We start from the raw sequence: 23557 nt of genomic DNA, 5'->3' as shown, positions 1-23557 counted from the left end.
GGTCACGGCGCTGCGGGTGCTACCGTCACTGCTGAGCTTCCCGCGACGTAGCCACATCGGCGTGGACCCGTCAACACCGGCTTTACCGCGAGCGCATAGCGTGCCCGAAGGAGGTCCCCACCATGAGCGATGCAATCGGATATCGGCACGCTCCGTGCACGTTGGTGCGCGGCTGCGGCGAGGTGGCGGTATGACTCGCCCGGGGGTTCCGGTTCCGGTCGCGGTCGGTCCGGCCAGCCCCGCGCCCACGCTGCTACAGAAGGCGGTTGTCGAAGGCGGCGCCACGCTGGTCGAATTGGAGCGGGCGCGTGGGTTGATCTGGGTCGGTGGCCCCGGCGAGTTCCCCGATGACCTGCCCGCGAGTATCGAATGGGTGCAGCTTCCGGCGGCGGGTGTCGAGGACTGGTTCACCGCAGGCATCTTTGCCCGGCATCCGAATGTTCGATTCACTTCCGCCGCAGGTGCTTTCGCCGCGAGCGTCGCTGAGCACTCGCTGATGCTGCTGCTCGCGGGTGTGCGCTATTTGCCCGAGCATCTGCACGCGGGCAGTTGGCGACAGCAGGATTTCTTTCCGCACGTCGGCACCCTGCGCGGCAAGACCGTCACCATTGTCGGCGCGGGCGGTATCGGTCGCGCGCTGATCCCCATGCTCATCCCGCTCGGCGTGCATGTCATCGCGGTCAACCGCTCCGGCCGCCCGGTCACCGGGCCCGGCATTCCCGATACCGTCGAGACGATCCGCGCCGACCAACTCGGCAAGATTTGGTCGCGCACTGATCACGTCGTAATCGCCGCCCCGGCCACCCCGGCCACCAAACACCTGATCGGCGCCGAGGAACTGGCCCGCCTGAAACCGTCGTCGTGGGTCATCAATGTCGCGCGCGGCAGTCTCGTCGACACCGACGCGCTGGTCTGCGCGCTGGCCTCCGGCGCGATCGGTGGCGCGGGCCTCGACGTCACCGACCCCGAACCGCTTCCCGACGGCCACCCACTCTGGGTGCTGCCGAATGCCATTGTCACCCCGCATGATTCGAATCCGCCCCAGCTGCGCCTGGCCGCCTTCGCCGATCATGTCGTGGAAAACGTGACACGGTTCGTCGCGGGCCGCAAGCTGCTGGCGCCGATCGATTCCGAGCGCGGCTACTGAGCCGGCCGCCGATTCCGGCGGCAGGCACCACGTAATCCGAGGACGCCCACATCTCCGATTTCATGGGTGCCTACCTAGCGACCGGCGCCGACCGCAACGTCACGCCGATAATCCCGTCGCCACCCGCTGACGCCGCCGCCCCGCCGTGGCCGGCTCCGCCAATACCGCACCTGCCTGCGCGTCGCGCGAGATAATCTCCGGTGAGGAGTCTCCGCCGAGCACCACGCAACAGGATGGAGTTCACCCATGACGTCCAGCCGGTCGAAGATGCCGCCGCCCGCTTTGCTGCGGGCGGTGGACACGGTCAGAAATACCCTGGCTCGGGTACATCGCAGACTCGCGCCGGGACCGATCGCCCTGATGGAGCTGATCGGGGCGGGCTGGTTGTCGCAGGCGATTCACGCCGCCACCGTGCTCGGCGTGGCCGACGCACTCGCCGACGGCCCGCGCAGTGGCGCGGAGTTGGCGCGCGCGACCGGCGCGGACGAAGAATCCCTGCATCGACTGCTGCGACTGCTGATCAGCCACGGGGTCTTCGATCGACGCTCCGACGGTAGATACACGCTCACCCCGATCGCCGACGCACTGCGCCGGGACGCCGATGTCACCCTGCGCGACGCGGCGCTGTTCTTCGGCTCGCCGATCCACCGCAATCATTGGTCGCACCTGGTCGACGCGGTCCGCACCGGTCGGCCGGTGGGCACCGAGCTGGAGGGCATGCCGTTCTTCGAATACGTGAAGACCGACCGCGAGACGGGCGAACTGTTCGATCGCGCGATGACGAGCATCAGTACCCTCGGGCTGGAACCGCTGCTGGCAGCCTACAACTTCTCCGCCTACCGCACGATCGTCGACGTCGGCGCGGGCGAGGGCGCGCTGCTCACCGAAATTCTCAGCCGCACACCACAATCCAGCGGCATACTGTTCGATATGCCGGAGGTGGTCGCCGAGGCTCCCGCGCGACTGGCCGAGCTCGGACTCGCTGACCGTTGCGCCGTGGCGGCCGGATCCTTTTTCGAGAATGTCCCTGCCGGCGGCGACGCGTACATCCTCAAACACATCATTCACGACTGGTCCGACGAACAAGCCAAGCAGATTCTGCGCGCCGTCCATACCGCCATGCCCCAGCACGCCAAGCTGCTGCTCATCGAACTCGTTGTCCCCGAAGACAAACGCCCCCACCCGGGCAAACTCATCGACCTGGAGATGCTCGTCAACGCCGGTGGCCGCGAACGCACGGAATCCGAATACCGAGCTTTCCTGGCGGAAGCCGGCTTCACCCTCCAACGCCGAGTCCCCACCCTCTCCCCCGACAACGTCTTGGAAGCCAGCCCTAGCTAGCAGGCGGGGTTCGCACTGATGGCATGACCGTTTGCCCGGCGGCCGCATCCACGCGCGACATCGTGTCGCATTACGGCCACGGCCGCGCCGGTAGCCTCGTACTCACCTCAGCACGAGTGACTGGACGATCAGGGTGATGTACAACGCGAGGATGAATCCGACCGCGGGCAAAACCGGGTAATCGGCGGCGCTCACACGCCGGAAGTTGCGTGCGCCGATAGCGGGAATCACCAAGAGCACCAGGGGAATCCATGCGATCAGTGCTTGCGGCATCGGGTGGTTCCACGGCTGCACCAGAGCTAAGTCGCCGAGGACCGCCACGGCCGCGCACAGCAACGATGCGGCCGCGCTGCCACCGGTGCCGAGCGCATTCGAGTAGTACATCTCGCCGGGGCGCACCACCTTCGAGGTTTTGCGAGCGAATTCGAACTGCAGGAACGCACCCGCGAAGATGATGGCGACGGCCGCTGCCTGCCAACAGGGTCGGACTTCCCCGGTGCCGATCGCCGAGACGACGACATATGCGGTGACCAGCAGCTGCACCGGATAGGTGACGACCAGATTCAGCACGATATCGGTACGCACGGTTGCCGAGATGGCCTCCAGGCCCCAGAGGGCGAGACCGTAACCGAGCACGGCGACGATGAGTGCCGCTGAGCCGGCCGACAACGTCAGGCTGGCGCCGATGGACACGATGGCAATCACGACCATGGCAGCGCGGAGTTCGGTAGCGCTGATCGCACCGGTCACCAGTGGCCGGTCGGGGTTGTGAACGCGGTCGTAGTCGAGGTCCTTCTGTTCGTCGACCATCCGCAGATACAGCAGCACGACAGCGACGACAACGATGCGGACCACGGTGGATCCGAACGGACGCCACACCGAATCCAGCTGGGAGACAAGAGCGGCCGTGCCTTCCAGCGCCAGCACCCACAGCACGCCGTACAGCAGATAGTGCGGCTTGTACATCACCGCGGTGAACCGGGCGATGCGCGCGACGGACCGCAGCGGGCGCGGTGTCGACGTATCCGCCAACTCGCTCACTGCTCGCTCCAGCTGTTCCACATCGTCACCTCGGCGGCGGGGATCCGGCGCGGGCCCGGCGCGGTGGTGCCGGGCAGCAGATGCGCCACCGGAAGCATCGCGACCTGTGTCACCCGCTCGAACGGGATGCCGAGCAACTCGGCGATTTCGCGTTCATAAGCCAGGTGCGCGGTAGTCATGGTGGATCCGAGGCCGCGTGAGTGCAGGGCCAGCATGAGGTTCCAGACGGCCGGATAGATCGAGCCGAAGAAGCTGGCGAGGTGCAACGCGGACGCGTTCGCCGGTGGTCGCCCCAGAGAGCAGACGACGACGAGGGCCGGAACTTCGTGCAGGTGCGCGGCGAGGTATCGGCCGGAGGCCAGGTCCCCGAGCTGATCGGGGCGCGGAGTGCGTGCGGAAAGGTAAGCGGCGAAACCCTTCCGGTAGTACTCGGCGATCTGCTGTTTGGTGTCGGAATCCTCGACGACGAGAAAGCGCCACGGTTGCCGGTTGGTGCCGCTCGGGGCGTGCACCGCGACGTCGAGGCAGTCGATCAGATCTTGGTGCGCGACCGGCCTGGCGAGATCGAGACGACGACGGAAGGCCCGCGTCGTGGTCAACAGCTCGGCACCGGCCGGACTGCCATCCATCAGATGTCCCCCGCATCGTATTCCGGATCCAAGGTTTCCTCGGCGAATTCGAGATCGATCCGGGCCGCGACAGCGCCGGCCTGCTGGATCTCACAGTGGATCACCACTGCCCCGCCACCCTGCTCGGCGACCTCCGCCACACACTCGGCGGGCAGGTCCAGCTCCACGAATCGATCGAAAGCGCTTGCCACACATTCCAATTTCGGTAGATCACCGACCACCATGGACAGCGCCGTCTGCCTGCACGCCTCGATGAGCAGGCTGCCCGGAATGTGGTCGAGTTGATGATCGAACAGGAATGGATGCCCCAGGTCCGCTACCAGCGCGGCGCGCACCGTCACACCGTCGGGCCGAGGCGGGCCGATCACGACATTGCGCCAGTTCTCCCGCCCCACCGTGGCCGGGTCCGCGCGTTCGGTCAATGCCGAGGCGCTGTGGTAGGGCTCCAGGCCGAGGCTGTCGCGAAACGCCGAGCGCAGCCCCGACCACTGGCGGGAGGTCACCCAGGAGAACGAGCCGTCGACGGTCAGCATCGGCACGCCCGCTGACTCGATGTCCAAGACCATATCCAGCCCGTGCAGCACGCCATCACGGCGGTGCTGCTGCGGAACTCGCACCCGTATCACCAGATCCTCGGGCGCGGTACCGATCTCCCAGGCCGTGGTATCCGCGCCGGCACCGTTGAATGTCCTGACCACGAAGGCCATTTCGAGCGGCACCCCGTAGAACTCGTGGGCCACCGCGATGGCGGCCTGGCGGGCGGCTTCCATCACCAGCAGCGGATCATGGCGCATAGCAAGCGAACCCGCGTGATCGCCGTAGTAGGCATGCATGCGCGGTAGCTGTGCGCCCGCGATGAACAAGTCCTCGCCGACCGCGTCCAGCGACGTCACGAATACCTCGGAGACGGCGCAGCGATGCGTCAGCTCGCGGGAGATCGTACGAAGATGACGCGCTGTCCGCATCGGTGCCGCATCTGTTGTCACGGTCGAGCCTCCAACCATTCTCGCGCGGACACGGGCCGCAGCATCTGCGGCTGTGTACCGGTCCGCATGGGCAGTACATAGGACCCGAGCACGATCACCGACCACGGGTCCAGCTCCTTGCCCTCGGTCCATGCCGAATGCAGCAATTGCGCGCATCCCGCGTCGGTGTCGAGGTCGAGCTCGGGCGGCACCGGGAAACCACCGCGCGCCAGATCCCGCAGTAGTCGTTCGAGTGCGTCCGTCCGGTCGAAACTGCGTGCCGGGCTGCGGGAGTAGAGGTCGTTCGCGATCGCGATCGCGTCGGCCGCGCGGTCCGCACCCGCACTCGCTCGCTCGAGCACCGTCGCCCGGCGCCGCTCATCGAAGTAGATGGCCAGCTCCCGCAGTACATCGGCGGGGTCGTCCGGCGAATGCACCAGGTTCAGCAGATAGTTGTGGCGACCGAGTAGGTATCGGAGCTCGCCCGGCCTTCGCTTACGTGGATCGGTGGCGCCCTTCGCCTCGGTGAGCCGGACCGAGGTGGGCAGATCGCGATCGTCGTCGCCCGGAAGGCCCCGCACCACTAGGACCAGCACGTCGGAGATGCCGACAAGTAGGTCGGCGAGGCGGCGGCGTTCGGGTGAGGCGATGTTCCAGGCGAAGTACCACAGCGCCCTCGCCAAATGCCGGTCCACCGGTACGCGATAGGCACCGACTACTCGAAAGCCATTGTCCGCGAGCCAATTCAAGGTCGGTTCGACCGCGCGCGCGACGATGGCGTCCGGCTTGAGCAACAGCAGCGAGTGCCCGGCCGCGAACTTCGTGGCGTCGAGACCGAGTCGATCGAGCTGGTCGACGGTTTCCTGGAGATAGGTATCGTCGGCATAGGCATCGATCTTGCCGGTCGAGGGCGTCATGGCGGTCAACAACTCCCGCAATGGCTCCCCCGCCGAGTTGTTCGCTTCGCTCATCGTCGCACCCCGCCGAAGTCATTGCCCGCCAGTACATCTTCGATCGAAGGCAGCGGTACACCCAGGTAGCCCGATTCCAGGCAGAAGTCCAGTAACAAGCGTAAATAGTCCTTGCCGCTGGGCGGTGCCGGTTCGCCGAGGAGCACGTCGGCATGGTGGGTGTCGAAGCTCAGGCGCCGCTGGAAATAGTTGGTGTAGAGCGAACCGATGCGACGGTAGTACTCGCGCTCGATCGGCTCCAGGTCTTCCTCGGCGAAGGTTGCGGCAGGCACGAAGGTAGCCACCTCGAAGGAGGGATACTCGGCCAGCACGTCGGACACCTCGCGCAGTGACAGCGTGTCCCGGCCGACCGCATGCATGGTGCGACCGTGCGCGGAATCGAAATCCAGTACCGCTGCGGAGATTACGTCGGCGACGTGGTCGACCGGCGCCAGCGCGAGTGTCGCGCCGTAGCGGCCGGGTAGCGACCGGAGTTTGCCCTCGACCATCAGTTTCACGACGGTGTACAGGTTCTTGTATTCGCGGATCGCGCCCGTGTCCGTCGCGCCGGTCACGATGCCCGGGCGCACGATCGCCCAGCGCAGACCCTGCTCGCCTGCCAGGCGCACCAATTGTTCGGCACGAAACTTACTGTCCTCGTAGCCGTTTCCAAAGGTCTGTCCCGCTTCGAGGTCGTCCTCGGCGATCGCCCCGCCACGCATTCCGCACACGTAGGCGGTACTGACATGCACCAGCGGTACATCCCACCCGCGAGCCAGCGCGATCGCGTTGGCGGTGCCACGCACATTCAGCTCTTCGTACTCGGCGACCGAGGCGTCGAACGCGGTGGTCGCCGCGCAGTGCACCACCACACCGACGCGTTCGGCCAGATCCGCGGTGTCACGCTCGGAGAGACCGAAACCGTGTGCCCGGATATCGCCCGCAACCGGCGCGCCGGCCTCCAGCACCGTGCCGTCATTGCGAACGATGCTCGAATTGCTGTGCAGTACCGCGGCAACGGGGCGGCCCGCGGCGGCCAGGCGCGCGACGACCTCGGCACCGACCAATCCGGTCGCGCCGGTCACCAGCACCGTATCGCGTTCACTCATGACTTACCGTCCGCGGCAAGCGATCCCGAGACCAGCGTTATTACTTCACCGACGCGCCGGACACCGACCAACTGCTCCGGACGGTAGCGTGGCAGCTCGAAGGAGCGTTCCAGCACGACGGTGAGTTCCATCAGGCGCAGCGAGTCGAAGCCGAGGTCCTCGATCAGGCGCTTGTCATCCTCGGCGGGAGCCGACTGCGGCGCCATCGCGAGAACCAGGCGACGGACTTTGTCGGCGATAACGGTGTTGGCTGCGGCGCTCACGCGGGCTCACCTCCGGATAGATGGGGTTGGTTACCACCGGAGGCCAGCAGGTCGCGGGCCTCGTCGAGGGGCAGATCGGTATTCAGGTACCCGGCCAGGCGCAGCCAGTCATAGCCGATGGCCAGGGTTCGCCGCCATTGGTCACGCGAGTCGAATGAGGCCGGGAACGCTGCCCCGGGTTCCGCGCCACCGGCGAGCGAACGCACCAGCGCGACGAAATCATCGAGGACCACGAGACCGGCAACGGTGTCGCCGCCTGCGCGAATGATCTCGGAGAAGCGGACCGCCTGTGCCGAGGCCAATTCCACCAGCAGTTCATCTCGGCGCGGCGCGTGTGGTGGCAACGCACGCGTGAGCGTCTCCGCGGGCGCCACATCGGCGGGCAGCGGGTGAATACCGAACGCGGACAGCACAACCCGCACCGCCATGGCGATCAATCGGTGGGCCGCGATATCGGCGACCGCGCCCTGCGAGTTCTTGACCGCGCCCGCCAGGTCCTCGCGCGCGTTCTCCAGAACGATGTTGGACCACACCACATTCAGCGCGCACTCGGTGAATCTGGTTGCGGGCAACGGCGAGAGAGTCACGGTGGCGTCGTCACGGGCCGCGCCCGTAACCCCGAGAGCGGGTGCGGTCACGCTCGGCACCAGCGTGAATGGCGCGAGCGGTTTACACATCGCCAATGCGGGCACGATGGGTTCACCGCCACGCCACTGCAATCCGACGAAACCGAGTCTGATGAACTCGGCCAGCTCGGTGGCGATGTCGTGCTCGGCACGCGCGAGCACATCGCGCACCGAATGGCGGAACACCACCGAGCGCCAGGCACGCGCCGCATCATCCGACAGCACGAAAACGTCACGATCATCGCGCACGACATGCGCACGGCCACCGATGGTCCAGGTGGTTACGCCGGCTCGACGCGCGAACAAGACCTGATTCGAATCATCGACCACCCCATCGACACCCAACGCGGCGGCCAATTCCCAGAGCTGCTCCCATTTCGCCTGTGGTACGGCCGGCGTTGAGGCGCTCGCGGTCCAGGAACTCGGGTCGCTCAGCTCGCGATAGCGATCGATGAGTTCGTCGTGGCCGATCCGGTCGAGCTGTTGGGGCAGCCACTTGGTTTCCAGATAGCTTTCGCCGCGCCCGGCCACCCACCCCTTCACCGCCTGCAACAGCCCGTCACGCGCCCATCCCGCCGCCTCCGCATGCGCACCCAATGCGCGCAGCGCGACAGTGAACCGTAATGCCTGGGTCGCCCGGCCGGTCCACCACTGCGCGATCAACGCTGTGAAGTCGGAATGCGGTATGAGCGAACGCAATTCGGTGACGTCGACCGCACCGCCGCGGACCACCGTCGCCCGCAGGAAACGCTGGCAGCGGTTGAGCACATCCTCGTCGAGGTCGGTCACCCGCACCGCGTCCACGACCTGCTCCAACTGGCGACGCAGCTGCGCCCGCGAGCGCGTGCGCACCTCCACTCGGCGGCCGTCTATGAACAGGACCGTCGGCAGGGTCGGCATCTCCTCGTCGCCGCGCGCGAGTACCAGCAAGTCCACGTCGGACCCGTCGTTGCCGAACCCCTCGGCCAGCGACCCTTCGAACAGCACCGTCGAATCTGCCGGTACGGCAACGGTTTCCAAGGCCCGATCGAGCAGCTGCCGCACCCGCTCGGCAGACAGTGCGGGCTCGGGGGTCACCTCGTCCGCAGGCCAGCCGAAACCACTTTCTCCCGCGATATTTCGTTCGGCCGCGGCGCCACTGGAACCACCGGCCTCCTCCGGCTGGATGTCCTCGCCGGCCACGGCGGGCGATGCGGCGGGTTCCGTACCGTCGGCGTGGTGCGCGACGGCCCCCTCGAGGACTCCGTCGCGCAATAGCTGCCACATGTGCCGGCGGCGTGGTTTTCCACTGGAGGTGCGTCGGATTGTTCCGCGTGGGCCGGTCACGATCGAAACCGTCTGCGCGGGGCCGAGCTCGCCGCGAATAATGCGGCGCGCCTCGGGAATCCATTCGCCCGGTTTCGACTCGACGAACAATGCGATGCCCTGGGAACCCGCTTCGCTGATAGCGACCGCCGCGATCTTGCCCTTGGTGATGCCGGTTTCCTGGGCGACGCGCGACTCGATGTCCTCCATGAATACCGAACGGCCACGCACCTTCAGGCTCGAACCCATCCGGCCGAGCACGAAAACCTCGCCGCGATAGCGGAATCCCGCGTCGGCGGAATACAGCCTGCCGTCGGTGATCCTCGTCGACGAGCCCGCCGCCGGTTCCCCGGAGCCGTCCGGGGCCGCCGAGTAACCCAACGCCACCGAATCGCCGATCACCACCATCTCGCCGAGCACGCCGTCGGGCAGTTCCCGGCCGTCCTCGTCGACCACCATGACGGTCGACTCCGGCGTCGAGTAGCCGAGCCCGGTGATCCAGCCCGCGCCCTCGACCCGATGGGTGTCGTCGAGTAGCTGTTGGTCCAGTATGGTGACGCGTTCGCCGTGGCGCAGATTCGGATTGTCGATGCGCAAGGCGGTGATCGGACGATCGCGCGCCGAGGAGGTCACCATCAGGGTTGCCTCGGCCAGGCCATATGCCAGCGTGTACGCCTTGGTCGAAAATCCTTGCCGGCCGGTGAGATTCGCGAATGACTGCAAGTCGGCCACCTCGACGGGTTCGGAGCCGACGGCCAGCGTGCGCCATCCCGACAGATCGAGATCGGCGATCTCCTCGGGCGAAACCCGGTGTGCCACATAGCCGAGCGCGAACGACGGCGACGGCGAATGCTGGGCGTTGGCCATCGCGCGCAACCAACGCGCGGGGTCGCGCACGAACTGGTCGGGCCGCATCAGATAGAGGTCACCCTGGTTGGTGACGGTGGTCAGGAACGCGCCGACCAGGCCCATGTCGTGATAGAGCGGCAGCCAGGAGACCATGGTCTCGCCGGCGCGCCAGTCCACTAGCTTCGAGATCATCGTGATGTTGTTGGACAGGTTGCGCCAGCTCACGCGTACCCCGCGCGGGGTGCCGGTGGACCCGGAGGTGAATTGCAGCAGCGCGCACTCGTCGGGCTCGCCGAACTCACGCTCGGCGGGCGGCTGCCCCAGTGTCGCGGCGTCGATAACCAGGGGCTCGTCGGTCCGGCCCGCCTCGATGGCCGCCCGGCGGACGAGCTGCTCGAACTCCGTCGAGGTCACCACGAGACGCGGGCGGGCCTGTGCCAGGATCGCGGCGATATGGGCGACGATCTGATCGAGGTCGCCGAACATCGGCGGCGCGACCGGGGTGAAGACGCCGCCGCAGGCCCACACGGCGTAGAACGCTGCGGCACACGGATATCCGGTCGGCATGATCACGCAGGCGCCGTCCCCGCCGCCCAGGCCGTGCGCGCGCATGAGCGCGGCGATCGACCAGGTGGTGTCGGCGAGTTCGCGGTAGCTGCGGTAGTCCCACCCATCGGCCTCGTCGGCCAGGTAGATCCCGGCGTCCTCGGCCGGATCGATAAGCCAACTACGAACTGCCGCAACGTATTTGTCAGGCTTCATGGCGGGCCCCTCCTTCGGACAGCACAGTAACCGCTCCGTTGGTTCCATCGACCCTGATTCGCATACCGGACCGTATCTTTTTCGTGAGGTCCTTGACCTGGACCACTGTCGGCACCCCCAACTCCCTGGCCACAATCGCGACATGGGTGAGCGGGCTGCCGCGTTCGATCACCAGCGCCGAGGCCGAGGGCAGCGCGGCCACCCACCCGGGGTCGGTGCGGTAGGCCACCAGAATCCCGCCGGCGACGTCGCGTGGCTCGTCGACCACCACCGCCGTGCCCTCGACTATCCCCGATGCCGACGGCGTCCCGGCCAGCACCGTTCCCACGGTCGCGGCCGGGGTGTCGGTCACCGGCACCCACCCCTGACCGGCCAGCTCGGCCCGCCCGAAGGCCGGACCCGAGGTGACGAAGCGCGCGGGCGCGACAAGTTCGCTGTCGCGGGCGCGCTGCGCTTTACGCGCGGCGACCAGATCGCGAAGGCTATCGGCGTCGGCACCCTCGTAGCAGCCGCGCAGTTCCTGCACCGTCAAGAAGAAGACGTCACCGAATTCGTCGATGACCTCGCGGGCGACCAGATCCCGGCCCATCACCCGGATCATTCGCTTCACCATGCCGAAGGCCCTGGTCCGGCAGAAACGCAGCCGTTCCCGGTGCGCTGCACAACGAGATACCTTGCCGCGCATACGTTCATAGATCCGCCGCCGGAACCCGTGCAAATGCGCGTCGAGGTATTCATCGGCCTCGATCCCGCGACTGGTCGAGGCGCCGGTATCGCCGACCCGTCCGATCGCGCTGCGCAGCATGACGAACAGGCTCGCCGGATCCTCGCGCAGGTCCGGCGTTTCCAATTTCAATTCGTCCAGGCTGCGGTATCCATACCGATCAATATAGGAATCGACGCGTGCGAGGAGTTCAGCCCGATCGGGTTCCCGCAGCAGCGGATAGATCTGTTCCGGCGGAGTCGAATTGACCAGCGACACCAGTTCCGGGTCGGTCCGCACAAAGGCCGCGAGCTCGGTCATCGCGCGGGCGGGCTCGGCCGATTCGACATCCGCGCCCGGCCCGACAACCGCGTACAGGAACCACTCCGGCGCTTTGGGCAGCAGCAGCTTCGTCAGCACATACATCAATCCGGTGCAGGTCAACAGGATCGCGTCGAGCACCATCAGCGGTCCCCAGCGTTCGACCAGATCCCGGTCCACCGTGCGATAGGACTTATAGGCCCGCTCACCCGACAGCGTGGTGTAGTCGATGGCGTCGTATTCGTCGTAGACGCGATAGAAATCGGTCATGAACTGCTCGACCATGTCATCGATGCCGAACAACCGGCGCACGTAGGTCACTGTGGTGACCGCCCGCGACCGCAGGCGCGCGAACTGGGTCCGAAAAGCGAATGGGCGCAAGGTCTTCGCGACCTCGTCGGCCAGCGGCTCGTCGACACCGAGCGCGGCCTCGAGCACCTTCCGGTTCAACGGGTAGCCCGGCGCGATGCCGACCATCCGATACCAGTGCAGCAGGTTGTAATAGACCCGGCCGTGGAAGTAGCCGAGCAGCACCGGAGTCCACCGGTCGGTCTGGGCCAATTGTTCGGGCGGCACCCGCAGCGATTTCGCGTACCCGCGATAGACACGGCCGTAGATATCGGCCGCAGTGGTGAAGGTCAGCGGCGAGGTGATGCCGCTGAAGCTCTCGATGATGTTGGAGTTATCCCAGATTCGGGTCTCATCGGCGGCGAGCGCCTCACCCGCACCGCGAATGAGCGCGCCCGGACCCGCGGCGTCGCCGCGCAGCGCGGTCGTGATCGGCCGCGCCTGCAACAACCAGATTCCGTCGTCATCGATCGCCCACTCGATATCCTGGGGCGCACCGAGACTCGCCTCCAGCTTGCGGCCCAGCTCGACCACTTCCAGCAACTCGCTATCCGACAACGCGGTGACGTCGCGCCGGGCCGGATCGACCTCCGACACGACGCAGCCCTGATCACCCGCCGGCGCGTAGCAGCGGTCCTTGTCCCCGACAATCGTTTCCAGCACCGCACCGGAACTTTTGTCGACGATCACCGAATCCGCGTCCACCGCGCCCGAGACCAAACCCTCACCGAGCCCATACACCGCGCTGATCACCAGCTCGTCGGGCGCACCGGTCATCGGGTTCGCCGTGAACATCACCCCACTTGTGCGCGCGACCACGAGCCGTTGCAGCACCACGCCAGCGGCACTGGCCCGAGGCAGACCGTGTGCGAAGGCGTAGCGGACCGCCCGCTCCGAGAAGGCCGAAGCCCAGCATTCGCGCACCCGGCCGGTCACCGCGTCGAGGCCGTTGACGTTCAGGAACGAATCGAACTGTCCCGCATAGGAGTGTTCGGGGCCGTCCTCGGCGAGCAGTGACGAACGGACCGCGATCGGGCCGCCCTCGAGCCGGTCGTAGGCATCGGCGATCAGTACCGAAATCGGCTCGGGTAGCGATACAGTCGCGATCTCGGTCCGCAGGGCCGCGGCAGCCGCGAGGGCCGGGTCCAGCTCATCGATCGCCCGGAAATCCGAAACCCTCCCCGCGAGGTCGTCCACATGCAGGACCTGCTCGAAGACGTCCGCCCCGAGCACCGCCCAGTCCGGAACGCGGAACCCGCCGCTGCGCAGACTGTGCAACCCGCGCGCTTTGCCGCCGGCCAGTGCAGCGATGGTCGCTGCGTCGGTCCACGGTCCAAGTACCTGCACTTGGTATCTCTCCCATCACCCATGATCACCCGATCGGAGCAAGCTGCTCCAGCGCACGGCATCTCAAAAAACCGAAGGCACCTGTCTGGATATATCCGACATTTCATGCTGACGTTAGCCCGCAATCCTGCGGGCATGCAGGATCATGAGTTGATCACCGCGTGCCGCGCCATTCGGCGTAGCCCCCTACTCGCCGCTAAACTCCTGGGAGTTTCGGTGGGTTCGGTGAGGATGTGATTCGGCATGGGTTGGACCTTCACCCCGGACGAGTTCGCGCATGTTTGGCGCGAAACCCAGGTAGATCGCCATCCATATCCCATCCAAATCCTGGAAACACCGCGCACCGAGCACGAGGCCAGCACATTGCGCATCGGGCTGAACGAACGGCTACCACCGGGTGGCGACCCGGACCTGTCGGCGTGCCTGCGCATCCTCGCGCAACCGCACACCCGGATCGTCGCGATCGGCGGCACGCATACGCCCGGTAGCGAGATCAGGCTGCTGGCCGGCGCGATCTTCGACCGTGCGGTACTCGCCATGCAGGAGCCGGGCACCAGCCCGGAGTTCGGCGGCCGGGTGCGGCTGTCCATCGGGCACAGCAACAAGCTCGGCGCCCGGATAGCCGCGCTCTTGCCCAACACACCAGCCGGGAGGGAACCGGCGCGGGCGGCGCCCGCTGACGCGATCCGCGACCAGGAGACCGTGGTCGCGCCCCAACCCACCGCACCGCCGATCCGCAGGCTGCTGCTGAAACCGCACACTGCCGACGGACACATTCGAATCGAGCCACGGCTGGACCGGCCGGACCCGCCTGCGCCGATCCACTACACCTGGATCGATGTGCAGGGCGACGGGCGTTATTTGATCAAGGCTGGTGACACCGTGCACATCGTGCCCGCGTCGGCCGAACAGCTCGCCGGCCAACTACAGAAACGCATTCCGGTATCGGGCGGGTGAGGATCGACTGTGAGCAACCACTACTGACCGGGTACGCGGGTTCCGGTTAGTCTGGGTCGGACCGACCGATCTCAGGGGGTGCGCGTGACGATCGAGACCAGCCGAGCCGATATCGCCCGGTTCAAACAACAGGCGCAGGCAGGCACCGTCAAGTTCGACCCGGCCGCGGCCCGGCGCTGTGCCGAGATGTACGACCGTCAGGCTGACCAGCTGATCGATCTGCGACAGCGCCTCGAGGCCGCGTCCGAGACGGGCGGATTCGGCGGATTCGTCTCCGCACAGCAGATCCAGGCCGGATTCGGGCACAAGGCTCGCGACGCCGCCGCCCTACTCGATCACTACATCGAGGCCGCCTACCGCATGAAAGAGGCGTTTCTGATCAGTGGCGGGCTGTTGCAGGAGGCCGACTCCGCTAACGCCGCCGCCCTGCGTGCCATCGAAACGAGGGTGCCGCGATGACAGGTACCGACCCCGACTACATCAGCTCGATGGAGCACTTCGAGTCGATGCGGCACGAAGAGATCTATGCCAAAACCCAGCAAATCGACGCCGCGCAAATCCTGAACGCGTCGGTCGTCTGGCTGGAGGTCGCGAGCACGCTGGCCACCTCGTTCCCGCTGACGCTGGCCGGCTCGGACCGGGTACTGAATTCCATGGAATGGGTGGGCGCCACAGCCGATGCCGCGTACGCGAGCGCCCGCAGCTATGCCGCGTCCGTTGACGAACTCACCGCGATCATAGGGCAGGTCGGCGCGCGCCTCAGCGGGGTCGCCGCTGCCGCCGAGGCGGTCAAGATCGCGGTGGCGCCGCCCGGCAGTTCCGGCCCGATCGGTGCCGTAGCGAAGCTGCTGGAGGCGGGCGGCATCATCGACGCGCAAATGGCCGAGGAAGCGCTGCGCCAGGAAGCCGTGCTCGCCATGAACATGATCTACAAACCCGCCTACGGAGCGGCGGGCACCGGCGTTCCCGCCCTCCCCGAGCCGCCCGCACTGCCCAACGAACCGCATCCGCAGCCGCTCGAGCCCGGACATCAGCCGCGTCAGAGTACGCCGGAATACACCGATCCGCCTGCGCCGCAATCGGATCAGCGGCCGACCACGCCGGGCAACCCCACTCCCCAGCCGGGCGTGCCAGCCAACCCCGCCCCCGAGTCGGCGCCGGACACCACACCGCCGGTGCCGTCGAATCCGGAATCACAAGCCCCCCAACCTGTTCCGACTCCCACTCCCGCGCCGCCGCCCCAACAGGCACCACCACCACCGGCACCCGAAACCCCGCCCCCACCGCCCGCACCCGCGCCCCCGGCACCCGCCCCACAACCCCACCCCGAGCCCGCCCCGTCCCTCTCAGACCCCGGCGGACAGCCCGGCATCACCGGCCCCATCCCGGAAAACCAAGACCAGCAACCCCCTTCGACCACCAACCAGCCCGGCGTCATCCCCACCCCAAATAAGTAGGGCCCTGACCCACGCGCACCGGTCCCACCGACAAGAAACCCGGCGCCCAGACAAGCTCATTACCCGCGATCGTCGCCCCTCAACTGGGTACAGAAACGGTCGGTGCCGCACAAACCCACTCGCCACGACACCAGCTTCCGAGCCAACCCAGACCGACCAGACCACCAAACCCCAGGTGCCACACGTCCCCCATAACGCGCCCACTCGCCACGACAACAGTTTTCGAGCGTAGCGAGATCGAGCACTAAAGTTCGCGGCCGGCTCGCGTCCGAGGGGCAAATACGATGCGACGAAGGAGCAAGTATTTGCCCCTCGGACGCGAGCCATAGGGGGCCGCGAACACGCCGCACCAGCGGCCAAAAAACACAGCTACACCTTCACCAGGTCGTCGGCGTGGATTACGGGCCGCTGCATGGTGTCCGGAAGATCGGCAGTGGAGCATCCGAGTATGCCGGTGAGTTCAGTGCTGTCGTATTCGACTACACCACGGGCGACCACGCGATTGTCAGGTGCCACCAGGTCGACTACGTCGCCGCCGTGGAAGCGGCCGCGCACACCGATAACTCCGGCGGCAAGCAGCGAGCGGCGGCGGTGGGCGACGGCTTGAACGGCACCCTCATCGATGAGGACCGCGCCACGGCTGTCGGCGGCGTGCCGGACCCAGAATTTGCGGGCCGATAGGCGTACCGGTCGCGCGGCGAAGGCGGTGCCGACCGTGCCGGTGGTGAGCGCCTCGGCGGCCTCGGTGGCGGCGGCGAGCAGGACGGGGACACCCGCATCGGCGGCCAGGCGGGCGGCCGACAGCTTGGAGGCCATACCACCGGTGCCGAGCGCCCCGCCGCTGCCCGCGATGACACCGTCGAGGTCGGCGCTACTGCGCACCTCGGGGATAAAGCTCGCGGCACCTTTGCGTGGATCACCGTCGTAAAGACCTTCGACATCCGACAGCAAGATCAGTGCGTCCGCGCCGACCAGGTGGGCGACCAGTGCGGCGAGCCGATCGTTGTCGCCGAATCGGATCTCTTCGGTTGCGACAGTGTCGTTTTCGTTCACCACCGCGACCGCGCCGAGCGAACGCAAACGGTCCAGCGTGCGCTGGGCATTGCGGTGATGTTCCCGACGGGAGAAGTCGTCGGCGCTGAGCAGCACCTGCCCGACCGTCCGGCCGTAGCGCGTGAAAGAGGTGCCCCACGCGTGTGCGAGCGCCAGCTGACCGACGCTCGCGGCGGCCTGCTTGGTGGCCAGATCACGAGGACGTTTGGTCAACCCGAGCGGAGCGATTCCGGCGCCGATCGCACCGGAGGACACCACCACCACATCCGATCCCGCGCGCATTCGCGCCTCCACCGCGTCCGCGAGGCGATCCAGGCGTACGGTGTCCAACCCGCCCTTCAGACTCGTCAATGCCGACGACCCGATCTTCACCACCACGCTGCGCGCCGACGCGATCGCCAACCGGGCGTCACTGAGCCCCGACTGCGACATCGCCTCAGCTATACCAGAACTCACCTGCATCGCAACCGAACTCCCTGTACCGCAATAGAACTCACCGTGAGCTGCGAAACGGCCCGTGCCGGTCGTGGCCACATCCCATCATCGCCGCGACCAACGCCGGACCGCGGCGTCACCCGGTCAACCCAGCGAACCAGACGGACACCATCGAATTCCGGCATCCGCCGAACCGAGGTGGCCGTGCCGGTGCTCATTCCTCGTCCTCGTCCTCGTCCTCGTCCTCTTTCAACAGACCACGGCGCACCCGCGACGCATGCTTACGCTCGGCGGCACTGATCCGGTCGTTCTGTTCCAACCGAATATCTGTGCCGCGACCGGTGGGCACCCTATCGATGCCCGCCGAAATCTGCGGCTCCCACTCGAATGTCACATCGCCGATGGTGACCGGTGCTCCCGGCTCGGCGCCCTGCTTCACCAGCGCGTCCTCCACGCCGAGGCGGGCAAGCCGGTCGGCCAGATAGCCCACCGCTTCGTCGTTGTCGAACTGGGTCTGGCGCACCCACCGCTCCGGCTGGGGGCCGCGCACGATGAAGCCACCCGGCTCCTCCGGATCGGCGACGACGGTGAACCCGGTCCGGTCCACCGCGATCGGCCGGATAACCGGACGCGCCGGCGCCGCCTTCGGATGCGCCTCGCGATACTTCAGCACCATATCGGCGAGGGCGAAAGTCAAGGGCCGCAAGCCCGCCCGGCTCACCGCCGAAATCTCGAACACCGGCCAGCCGCGAGCGGTGAACTCGTCGGTCACCATCTCGGCCAGTTCGGCCGCATCGGGCACGTCGACCTTGTTCAGGATCACCACGCGCGGCCGATCGGCCAGGTCACCGAGCCCGGTATCGGTATTGAGCAGCGATTTGTAGGCAGCCAACTCGGCCTCGAGCGCATCGACATCCGACACCGGATCACGTCCCGGCTCCAAGGTGGCGCAGTCGACAACGTGTGCCAGCACCGCGCACCGTTCGAGATGACGCAAAAATTCCAGCCCGAGCCCACGCCCCTCGCTTGCACCTGGGATCAGCCCGGGCACATCGGCGATCACGAACGTGGTGTCACCGCTGGCCACCACACCGAGGTTGGGCACCAGCGTGGTGAACGGATAGTCGGCGATTTTCGGCTTGGCCGCCGACAGCACCGACACCAGCGACGATTTGCCCGCCGACGGGAACCCGACGAGTCCCACGTCGGCGAGCGATTTGAGCTCGAGGACCAGGTCACCCTCGTCGCCCTCCTCACCCAGAAGTGCGAAGCCGGGTGCCTTGCGTGCCTTGGACGCGAGCGCGGCGTTACCCAGACCACCGCGACCACCACGGGCCACGATGAAGCGGTTACCGGCGCCGACGAGGTCGATGAGCACCTTGCCCTCGCCATCGAGCACCACGGTGCCGTCGGGCACCTTCAACAGCAGATCCTCGCCCTGCTTACCGTCCCGATTGCTGCCCTCGCCCGGCTTGCCGTTGCCCGCTTTAGCGTGCGGATGGAAATGGAAGTCCAGCAGGGTGTGCACGTTCGGGTCGACCTCGAGCACCACATCCCCGCCGCGACCACCGTTACCGCCGTCGGGTCCACCGAGCGGCATGAACTTCTCGCGGCGCACGGAGGCACAACCGTGACCACCCTTGCCCGCATGCACGTGCAATACGACACGGTCGATGAATTTGGACATAGCCGAATCATCCTCCTCGGTGGTTGGTTGTCGGTGCCGACGCGGTCGTACGAGAACGCGAAAACGGGCCAGGGTGTATCACCCTGACCCGCTCGGCTGTTGTCTGGAGAGGCTCGGCGGTCAGGCCTGAACCGGCTCCGGGATGACGATGTTGACGGTCTTACGGCCACGCTTGGTGCCGAACTCGACCTTGCCCGCCGCGAGGGCGAACAGGGTGTCATCGCCGCCACGGCCGACGAGCACGCCGGGGTGGAAGTGGGTGCCGCGCTGGCGAACCAGGATCTCACCGGCCGAGACGACCTGGCCGCCGAAACGCTTGACGCCGAGTCGCTGGGCGTTCGAATCGCGACCGTTACGGGAGCTGGACGCACCCTTCTTATGTGCCATTTCTGAACTCCTGTGAAGTAACTCGAAATCGAGGAGGCTTACTTGATGCCGGTGACCTTGATGACCGTCAGCGGCTGACGGTGGCCCTGCCGCTTGTGGTAGCCGGTCTTGTTCTTGAACTTGTGGATGCGGATCTTCGGGCCCTTGGTCTGCTCAACGACCTCGGCCGCCACGGAAACCTTGGCCAGCTTGGCCGCATCGGTGGTCAGCTCGGCGCCATCGACGACGAGAACCGGGGCCAGCGCGACGGAAGTACCCGGCGCACCCTCGATCTTCTCGACCTTCACCAGGTCACCGACCGCGACCTTGTACTGCTTTCCGCCGGTCTTGACGATCGCGTACGTTGCCATCGGTCGGCTGCCCTTCTTCCTGTAAAGCGCGCGGCTACTTGCTCACGCGGCTGCGTGCTCCCATTCGGATCACTCCGCTGGAAACCACAGCACATCTGGTCTGATAGTCACCGCCGCCTCAGCAAATCTGATGGCCCTCGGCTTCGGGGCCGAGTCGCAAACACAGCACATTAGAGTGCTGTCGCCGGGCAGCGACTGTTCGAGATTACCCGACGCCGACCACCCGGTCCAAACCGGCATCCTCCGAATAGCCTCCAGCACCGGAAAGGCAAGACCCCCGTCACCATGATGACGGGGGTCTCGGCTCTGTCGGCTCGGCTGGAACCGATCAGTTCGGCTCGTCCACCGGCGGTCCGGCGGGCCTGCCGACAGCGCGACGACGCGGCTTGCGCACCGGCACCTCGACCGGGGCATCGGCCGTGTAGTCCACGACCGGCGCCGTCACCGCCTGATCCGTGGTCGGCACGACGAATACCGCACCGGCACTGTCGGCGGCGGGTGCCGCGGCAGAGCGCGCGACCCGCCGACGGCGACTCGGACGGGTGGCGGGCTCGGGTACACCGTTTCCTGCCGATTCCGCGACCGCTGGCGCGACGACCTCGGCGGAGGCTTGCGTGGTGGCAGCCGGTGTGGTGCCATTCGCAGCCGGAGCGGCGGTTTCCGCAGCCGCAACGACGTCCGGGGTGACCGGGGCCGGCTGCGAAGCCGCCGAAGGCGCGTCCGCGGCAGCGGTAGCCGTTTCCTCGACCGCCACAACAACTTCGGTCTCGACCGCCACCACCTGCTCGGTGGCCTCCTCGGTGACCGACTCGACGTCACCGTGGTGTGCGGCCATCGCCAACGCGGCCGGGTGCGCCCGCTTGACGGCGGCATCCTCCTCAGCGGCCTCGGCCACTGGTGCGGCACCGCTGGTCGGGGCGGGCGTGGACACGGGGCTCTTGTCGCGACCTCGACGACGACGCGAACCGACCTCCCGATTCTTCGCGGCGCCGTCCTCGACACCGGCGGAGGCTTCCACCGGGTAGGTGTGCACCAGGATGCCGCGGCCGTGGCAATGCTCACACGTGGTCGAGAATGCCTCGACCAGGCCGGTGCCCAGCTTCTTGCGGGTCATCTGCACCAGACCGAGCGAGGTCACCTCGGAGACCTGATGACGGGTGCGGTCGCGGCCGAGCGCCTCGGTCAGCCGACGCAGCACCAGGTCGCGATTGGACTCCAGCACCATGTCGATGAAGTCGACCACGATCATGCCGCCGATATCGCGCAACCGCATCTGGCGCACGATCTCCTCGGCCGCCTCCAGATTGTTGCGGGTGACCGTCTCCTCGAGGTTGCTGCCGCCGGCACCGGTGAACTTGCCGGTGTTGACGTCGACAACCGTCATGGCCTCGGTGCGGTCGATCACCAGGGTGCCGCCCGAGGGCAGCCACACCTTGCGATCGAGCGCCTTGGCGAGCTGCTCGTCGATGCGGTAGGTCTCGAACACGTCGACGCCGTTGTTCTCGTGTCGCGACACCCGCGCTAGCAGGTCCGGCGCGACGGTGCCGATGTACTTCTCGACGGTGCTCCAGGAGCGCTCGCCCTCGATGACGAGCTTCGAGAAGTCCTCGTTGAACAGGTCACGGATGACCTTCACCAGCAGATCGGGCTCTTCGTAGAGCGTCTTCGGCGAGCCGGAATCCTTGCCCTCGGCGGCCTTCTCGATGGTGCGCCAGGTGGCCTGCAGTCGCTCGACGTCGCGGGCCAGCTCGTCTTCGTCGACCCCCTCCGACGCGGTGCGGATGATCACGCCCGCGTCGGCGGGCACGATGTCACGCAAGATCTCCTTGAGGCGCTTGCGTTCGGTATCGGGCAGCTTGCGGCTGATGCCGGTGGACGAACCACCCGGCACATACACCAGGAAACGACCGGCCAGGCTGATCTGCGTGGTCAGCCGGGCACCCTTGTGTCCGACCGGATCCTTGCTGACCTGAACGAGCACCTGATCGCCCGGCTTGAGCGCCTGCTCGATCTTGCGTTCCTTGCCACCGAGCCCGGCGGCCTCCCAGTTCACTTCACCGGCGTAGAGCACACCGTTGCGACCACGGCCGATATCGACGAACGCCGCCTCCATGCTCGGCAGCACGTTCTGCACGCGACCGAGGTAGACGTTTCCGACCATCGACGCGGAACCGGTACTGGTGACGAAGTGTTCGACGAGGATGTTGTCCTCGAGCACCGCCACCTGCGTCGCGGTCGGATAGTCCGGGAACGCCTTCTCGCGCACCACCATCACCCGGTCGACCGCCTCACGGCGGGCCAGGAACTCCGACTCGGTCAGGATCGGCGGGCGACGGCGACCGGCCTCACGCCCGTCGCGCCTGCGCTGCCGCTTGGCCTCCAGCCGGGTGGAGCCGCTGATGCCCTGCACCTCATCGGATGCGGCGGCACGGTTGCGGCTCTTGTTGCGGGGTTCACGCTCGTGCACGACGGTGTTCGGCGGATCGTCCTCGGAGCCGGCCTCGCTCTCGGCGCCATCCCCCGCCACCTTGCGGCGACGACGGCGACGGCGGCGACGCGTCGTGCCCTCCGACAGATCGGCGTCGTCCTCGTCGGACTCGGCGCTGTCATCGGCGGTGCCGTCGGGCTCAGCGGCGGCGGCTGCCTGGGCAGGCTGTGCGTCCTCGGTGCCACCCTCGGCGTCGATAGTGTCGTTCTCGTCGTCGGAATCGCCGTCCGCGTGCTGTTCGCCACGTCCACGACCGCGCCCACGACGACCACGGCGCCTGCGACGCGGCTGACCATCGGCATCACCCTGCTGGTCGGATGAGTCCTGTTCGTCCTCGGCGGTCTCGGTCTGCTCCTCGACCACCTCGGCCGGAGGTTCTTCGGCACGACGGGCGTCACGCTCGACGCGACGCTGGCGCCGAGCCTGCTCGGCCGCGGCGGCGTCCGGCGACAGGAACAGCGGCGCCTGAACCGCTGCGGCCCCCTCGAACACCACGGGCGCCGCAACCTGCGGTTCCTCCCGGTCCAGATGCGTGAACAGCTGCACCGAGGGCTGGTGGGCGGGTTCGGCCTGCGAGGTCTCCTGGCCGAGCTGGTCGATCACCTGATCGGGTGCCGAGAACAGCAGCCCGGGCTGCCGGGCCTGCGCCGACTCCGTCGCGGGAGTTTCTGACCCGATAGCTGCCGCCGGAGTCTCGGACACCGCGGCGGGCGGCTCCGGTTCGGCGGCGGGGGCCTCGGCTGCGGAAGCGGAAGCCTCCGAAGTGGCGGTGACGTCAGGCTCGACAAGCGCGTCGCGAACCGACTCCGCCACCACTCTGTCGACATTCGACTGCGCACTGCGCGCGTCGGCACCCAACTCGGTGAGTTTGGCCAGGATGCGCTTACTCGTCACTCCCAGCAGTTTGGCAAGCGCGTGAACTCGGATTCGCTCCGGCAATTGTTCGGCATCCTGTGATGTTGTTTCCAGCGGCTCTTTTTCGGCCACGAAGTCTCCTCGGGACCCCCGGGCGCGTCCCTCCTGGCAGAATTGACGCG

General features: G+C 67.0%; 18 protein-coding genes. 5 read left to right on the top strand and 13 right to left on the bottom strand.

Translation table 11 applies throughout. From position 1 onward, the window contains the following. Positions 1–190: 190 nt before the first annotated feature. Together LKE06_RS27615 and LKE06_RS27610 are read left to right on the top strand one after the other, a co-directional pair. Positions 191–1147 (top strand): D-isomer specific 2-hydroxyacid dehydrogenase family protein, encoded by a 957-nt coding sequence (locus LKE06_RS27615; RefSeq protein ID WP_228002272.1) that lies wholly within the window; start codon positions 191–193, stop codon positions 1145–1147. A 246-nt stretch (positions 1148–1393) separates the two neighbouring features. Continuing rightward, complete coding sequence (locus LKE06_RS27610; RefSeq protein WP_228002271.1) at positions 1394–2488, top strand: methyltransferase; 1095 nt, start codon at positions 1394–1396, stop codon at positions 2486–2488. A 102-nt stretch (positions 2489–2590) separates the two neighbouring features. On the opposite strand, the gene LKE06_RS27605 is transcribed toward LKE06_RS27610, so the two are convergent. From LKE06_RS27605 to LKE06_RS27570, 8 genes are read right to left on the bottom strand one after another with little or no spacing between them, the layout of a single operon-like run. Next, positions 2591–3529 (bottom strand): UbiA prenyltransferase family protein, encoded by a 939-nt coding sequence (locus LKE06_RS27605; protein ID WP_228002270.1) that lies wholly within the window; start codon positions 3527–3529, stop codon positions 2591–2593. Continuing rightward, positions 3526–4158, bottom strand: coding sequence for a nitroreductase family protein (locus tag LKE06_RS27600; RefSeq protein ID WP_228002269.1), 633 nt, complete (start codon positions 4156–4158; stop codon positions 3526–3528). Before LKE06_RS27600 ends, LKE06_RS27605 begins: the two co-directional genes overlap by 4 nt. Beyond that, positions 4158–5144, bottom strand: a complete 987-nt coding sequence (locus tag LKE06_RS27595; protein WP_228002268.1) for a ScbA/BarX family gamma-butyrolactone biosynthesis protein — start codon at positions 5142–5144, stop codon at positions 4158–4160. The genes LKE06_RS27600 and LKE06_RS27595 overlap by 1 nt, the downstream gene beginning before the upstream one ends. Further along, entirely contained in the window at positions 5141–6094 is a 954-nt protein-coding gene (locus LKE06_RS27590; RefSeq protein WP_228002267.1) for a nucleoside-diphosphate kinase, read from the bottom strand. The genes LKE06_RS27595 and LKE06_RS27590 overlap by 4 nt, the downstream gene beginning before the upstream one ends. Next, on the bottom strand, positions 6091–7182 hold the full coding sequence (locus LKE06_RS27585) for an SDR family oxidoreductase (RefSeq protein ID WP_228002266.1): 1092 nt from the start codon (positions 7180–7182) through the stop codon (positions 6091–6093). Before LKE06_RS27585 ends, LKE06_RS27590 begins: the two co-directional genes overlap by 4 nt. Further along, entirely contained in the window at positions 7179–7445 is a 267-nt protein-coding gene (locus LKE06_RS27580) for an acyl carrier protein (RefSeq protein WP_228002265.1), read from the bottom strand. The genes LKE06_RS27585 and LKE06_RS27580 overlap by 4 nt, the downstream gene beginning before the upstream one ends. Further along, positions 7442–10987, bottom strand: a complete 3546-nt coding sequence (locus LKE06_RS27575) for an AMP-binding protein (protein ID WP_228002264.1) — start codon at positions 10985–10987, stop codon at positions 7442–7444. The genes LKE06_RS27580 and LKE06_RS27575 overlap by 4 nt, the downstream gene beginning before the upstream one ends. Then, a complete protein-coding gene (locus tag LKE06_RS27570) occupies positions 10977–13706 on the bottom strand; it encodes a phosphoenolpyruvate synthase (RefSeq protein ID WP_228002263.1) in 2730 nt (909 codons plus the stop codon). The genes LKE06_RS27575 and LKE06_RS27570 overlap by 11 nt, the downstream gene beginning before the upstream one ends. Before the next feature lie 243 nt (positions 13707–13949). Between LKE06_RS27570 and LKE06_RS27565 the strand changes: the two genes are divergently transcribed. From LKE06_RS27565 to LKE06_RS27555, 3 genes are all read left to right on the top strand, one after another. After that, entirely contained in the window at positions 13950–14663 is a 714-nt protein-coding gene (locus LKE06_RS27565; RefSeq protein WP_228002262.1) for an ESX secretion-associated protein EspG, read from the top strand. Between the two features lie 84 nt (positions 14664–14747). Further along, positions 14748–15122, top strand: a complete 375-nt coding sequence (locus tag LKE06_RS27560) for a hypothetical protein (RefSeq protein ID WP_228002261.1) — start codon at positions 14748–14750, stop codon at positions 15120–15122. Then, complete coding sequence (locus tag LKE06_RS27555) at positions 15119–16120, top strand: hypothetical protein (protein ID WP_228002260.1); 1002 nt, start codon at positions 15119–15121, stop codon at positions 16118–16120. The genes LKE06_RS27560 and LKE06_RS27555 overlap by 4 nt, the downstream gene beginning before the upstream one ends. Before the next feature lie 369 nt (positions 16121–16489). Here LKE06_RS27555 and proB read toward each other — a convergent pair whose 3' ends face one another. The 5 genes from proB to LKE06_RS27530 all read right to left on the bottom strand — a co-directional run bounded on the left by proB (position 16490) and on the right by LKE06_RS27530 (position 23507). After that, entirely contained in the window at positions 16490–17605 is a 1116-nt protein-coding gene (gene proB, locus LKE06_RS27550) for a glutamate 5-kinase (protein ID WP_228002259.1), read from the bottom strand. Between the two features lie 217 nt (positions 17606–17822). Further along, positions 17823–19295 carry a GTPase ObgE gene (obgE, locus tag LKE06_RS27545; protein ID WP_228002258.1) on the bottom strand — a complete coding sequence of 491 codons (1473 nt, stop codon included), beginning with the start codon at positions 19293–19295 and terminating at the stop codon, positions 17823–17825. 120 nt (positions 19296–19415) lie between these two features. Next, entirely contained in the window at positions 19416–19682 is a 267-nt protein-coding gene (rpmA, locus tag LKE06_RS27540) for a 50S ribosomal protein L27 (protein ID WP_228002257.1), read from the bottom strand. A 38-nt stretch (positions 19683–19720) separates the two neighbouring features. Further along, positions 19721–20032, bottom strand: coding sequence for a 50S ribosomal protein L21 (gene rplU / locus LKE06_RS27535; protein WP_228002256.1), 312 nt, complete (start codon positions 20030–20032; stop codon positions 19721–19723). 328 nt (positions 20033–20360) lie between these two features. Further along, positions 20361–23507: a translation initiation factor IF-2 N-terminal domain-containing protein gene (locus LKE06_RS27530; RefSeq protein ID WP_228002255.1), complete on the bottom strand. Its 3147-nt coding sequence runs from the start codon at positions 23505–23507 to the stop codon at positions 20361–20363. Positions 23508–23557: the final 50 nt, after the last annotated feature.

Origin of the sequence: Nocardia australiensis (assembly GCF_020733705.1) — a bacterium.
GTDB classification, from domain to species: domain Bacteria; phylum Actinomycetota; class Actinomycetes; order Mycobacteriales; family Mycobacteriaceae; genus Nocardia; species Nocardia australiensis.
Note: the sequence above shows the minus strand (reverse complement) of the source record. Positions and strands in the feature narration are given on the sequence as shown.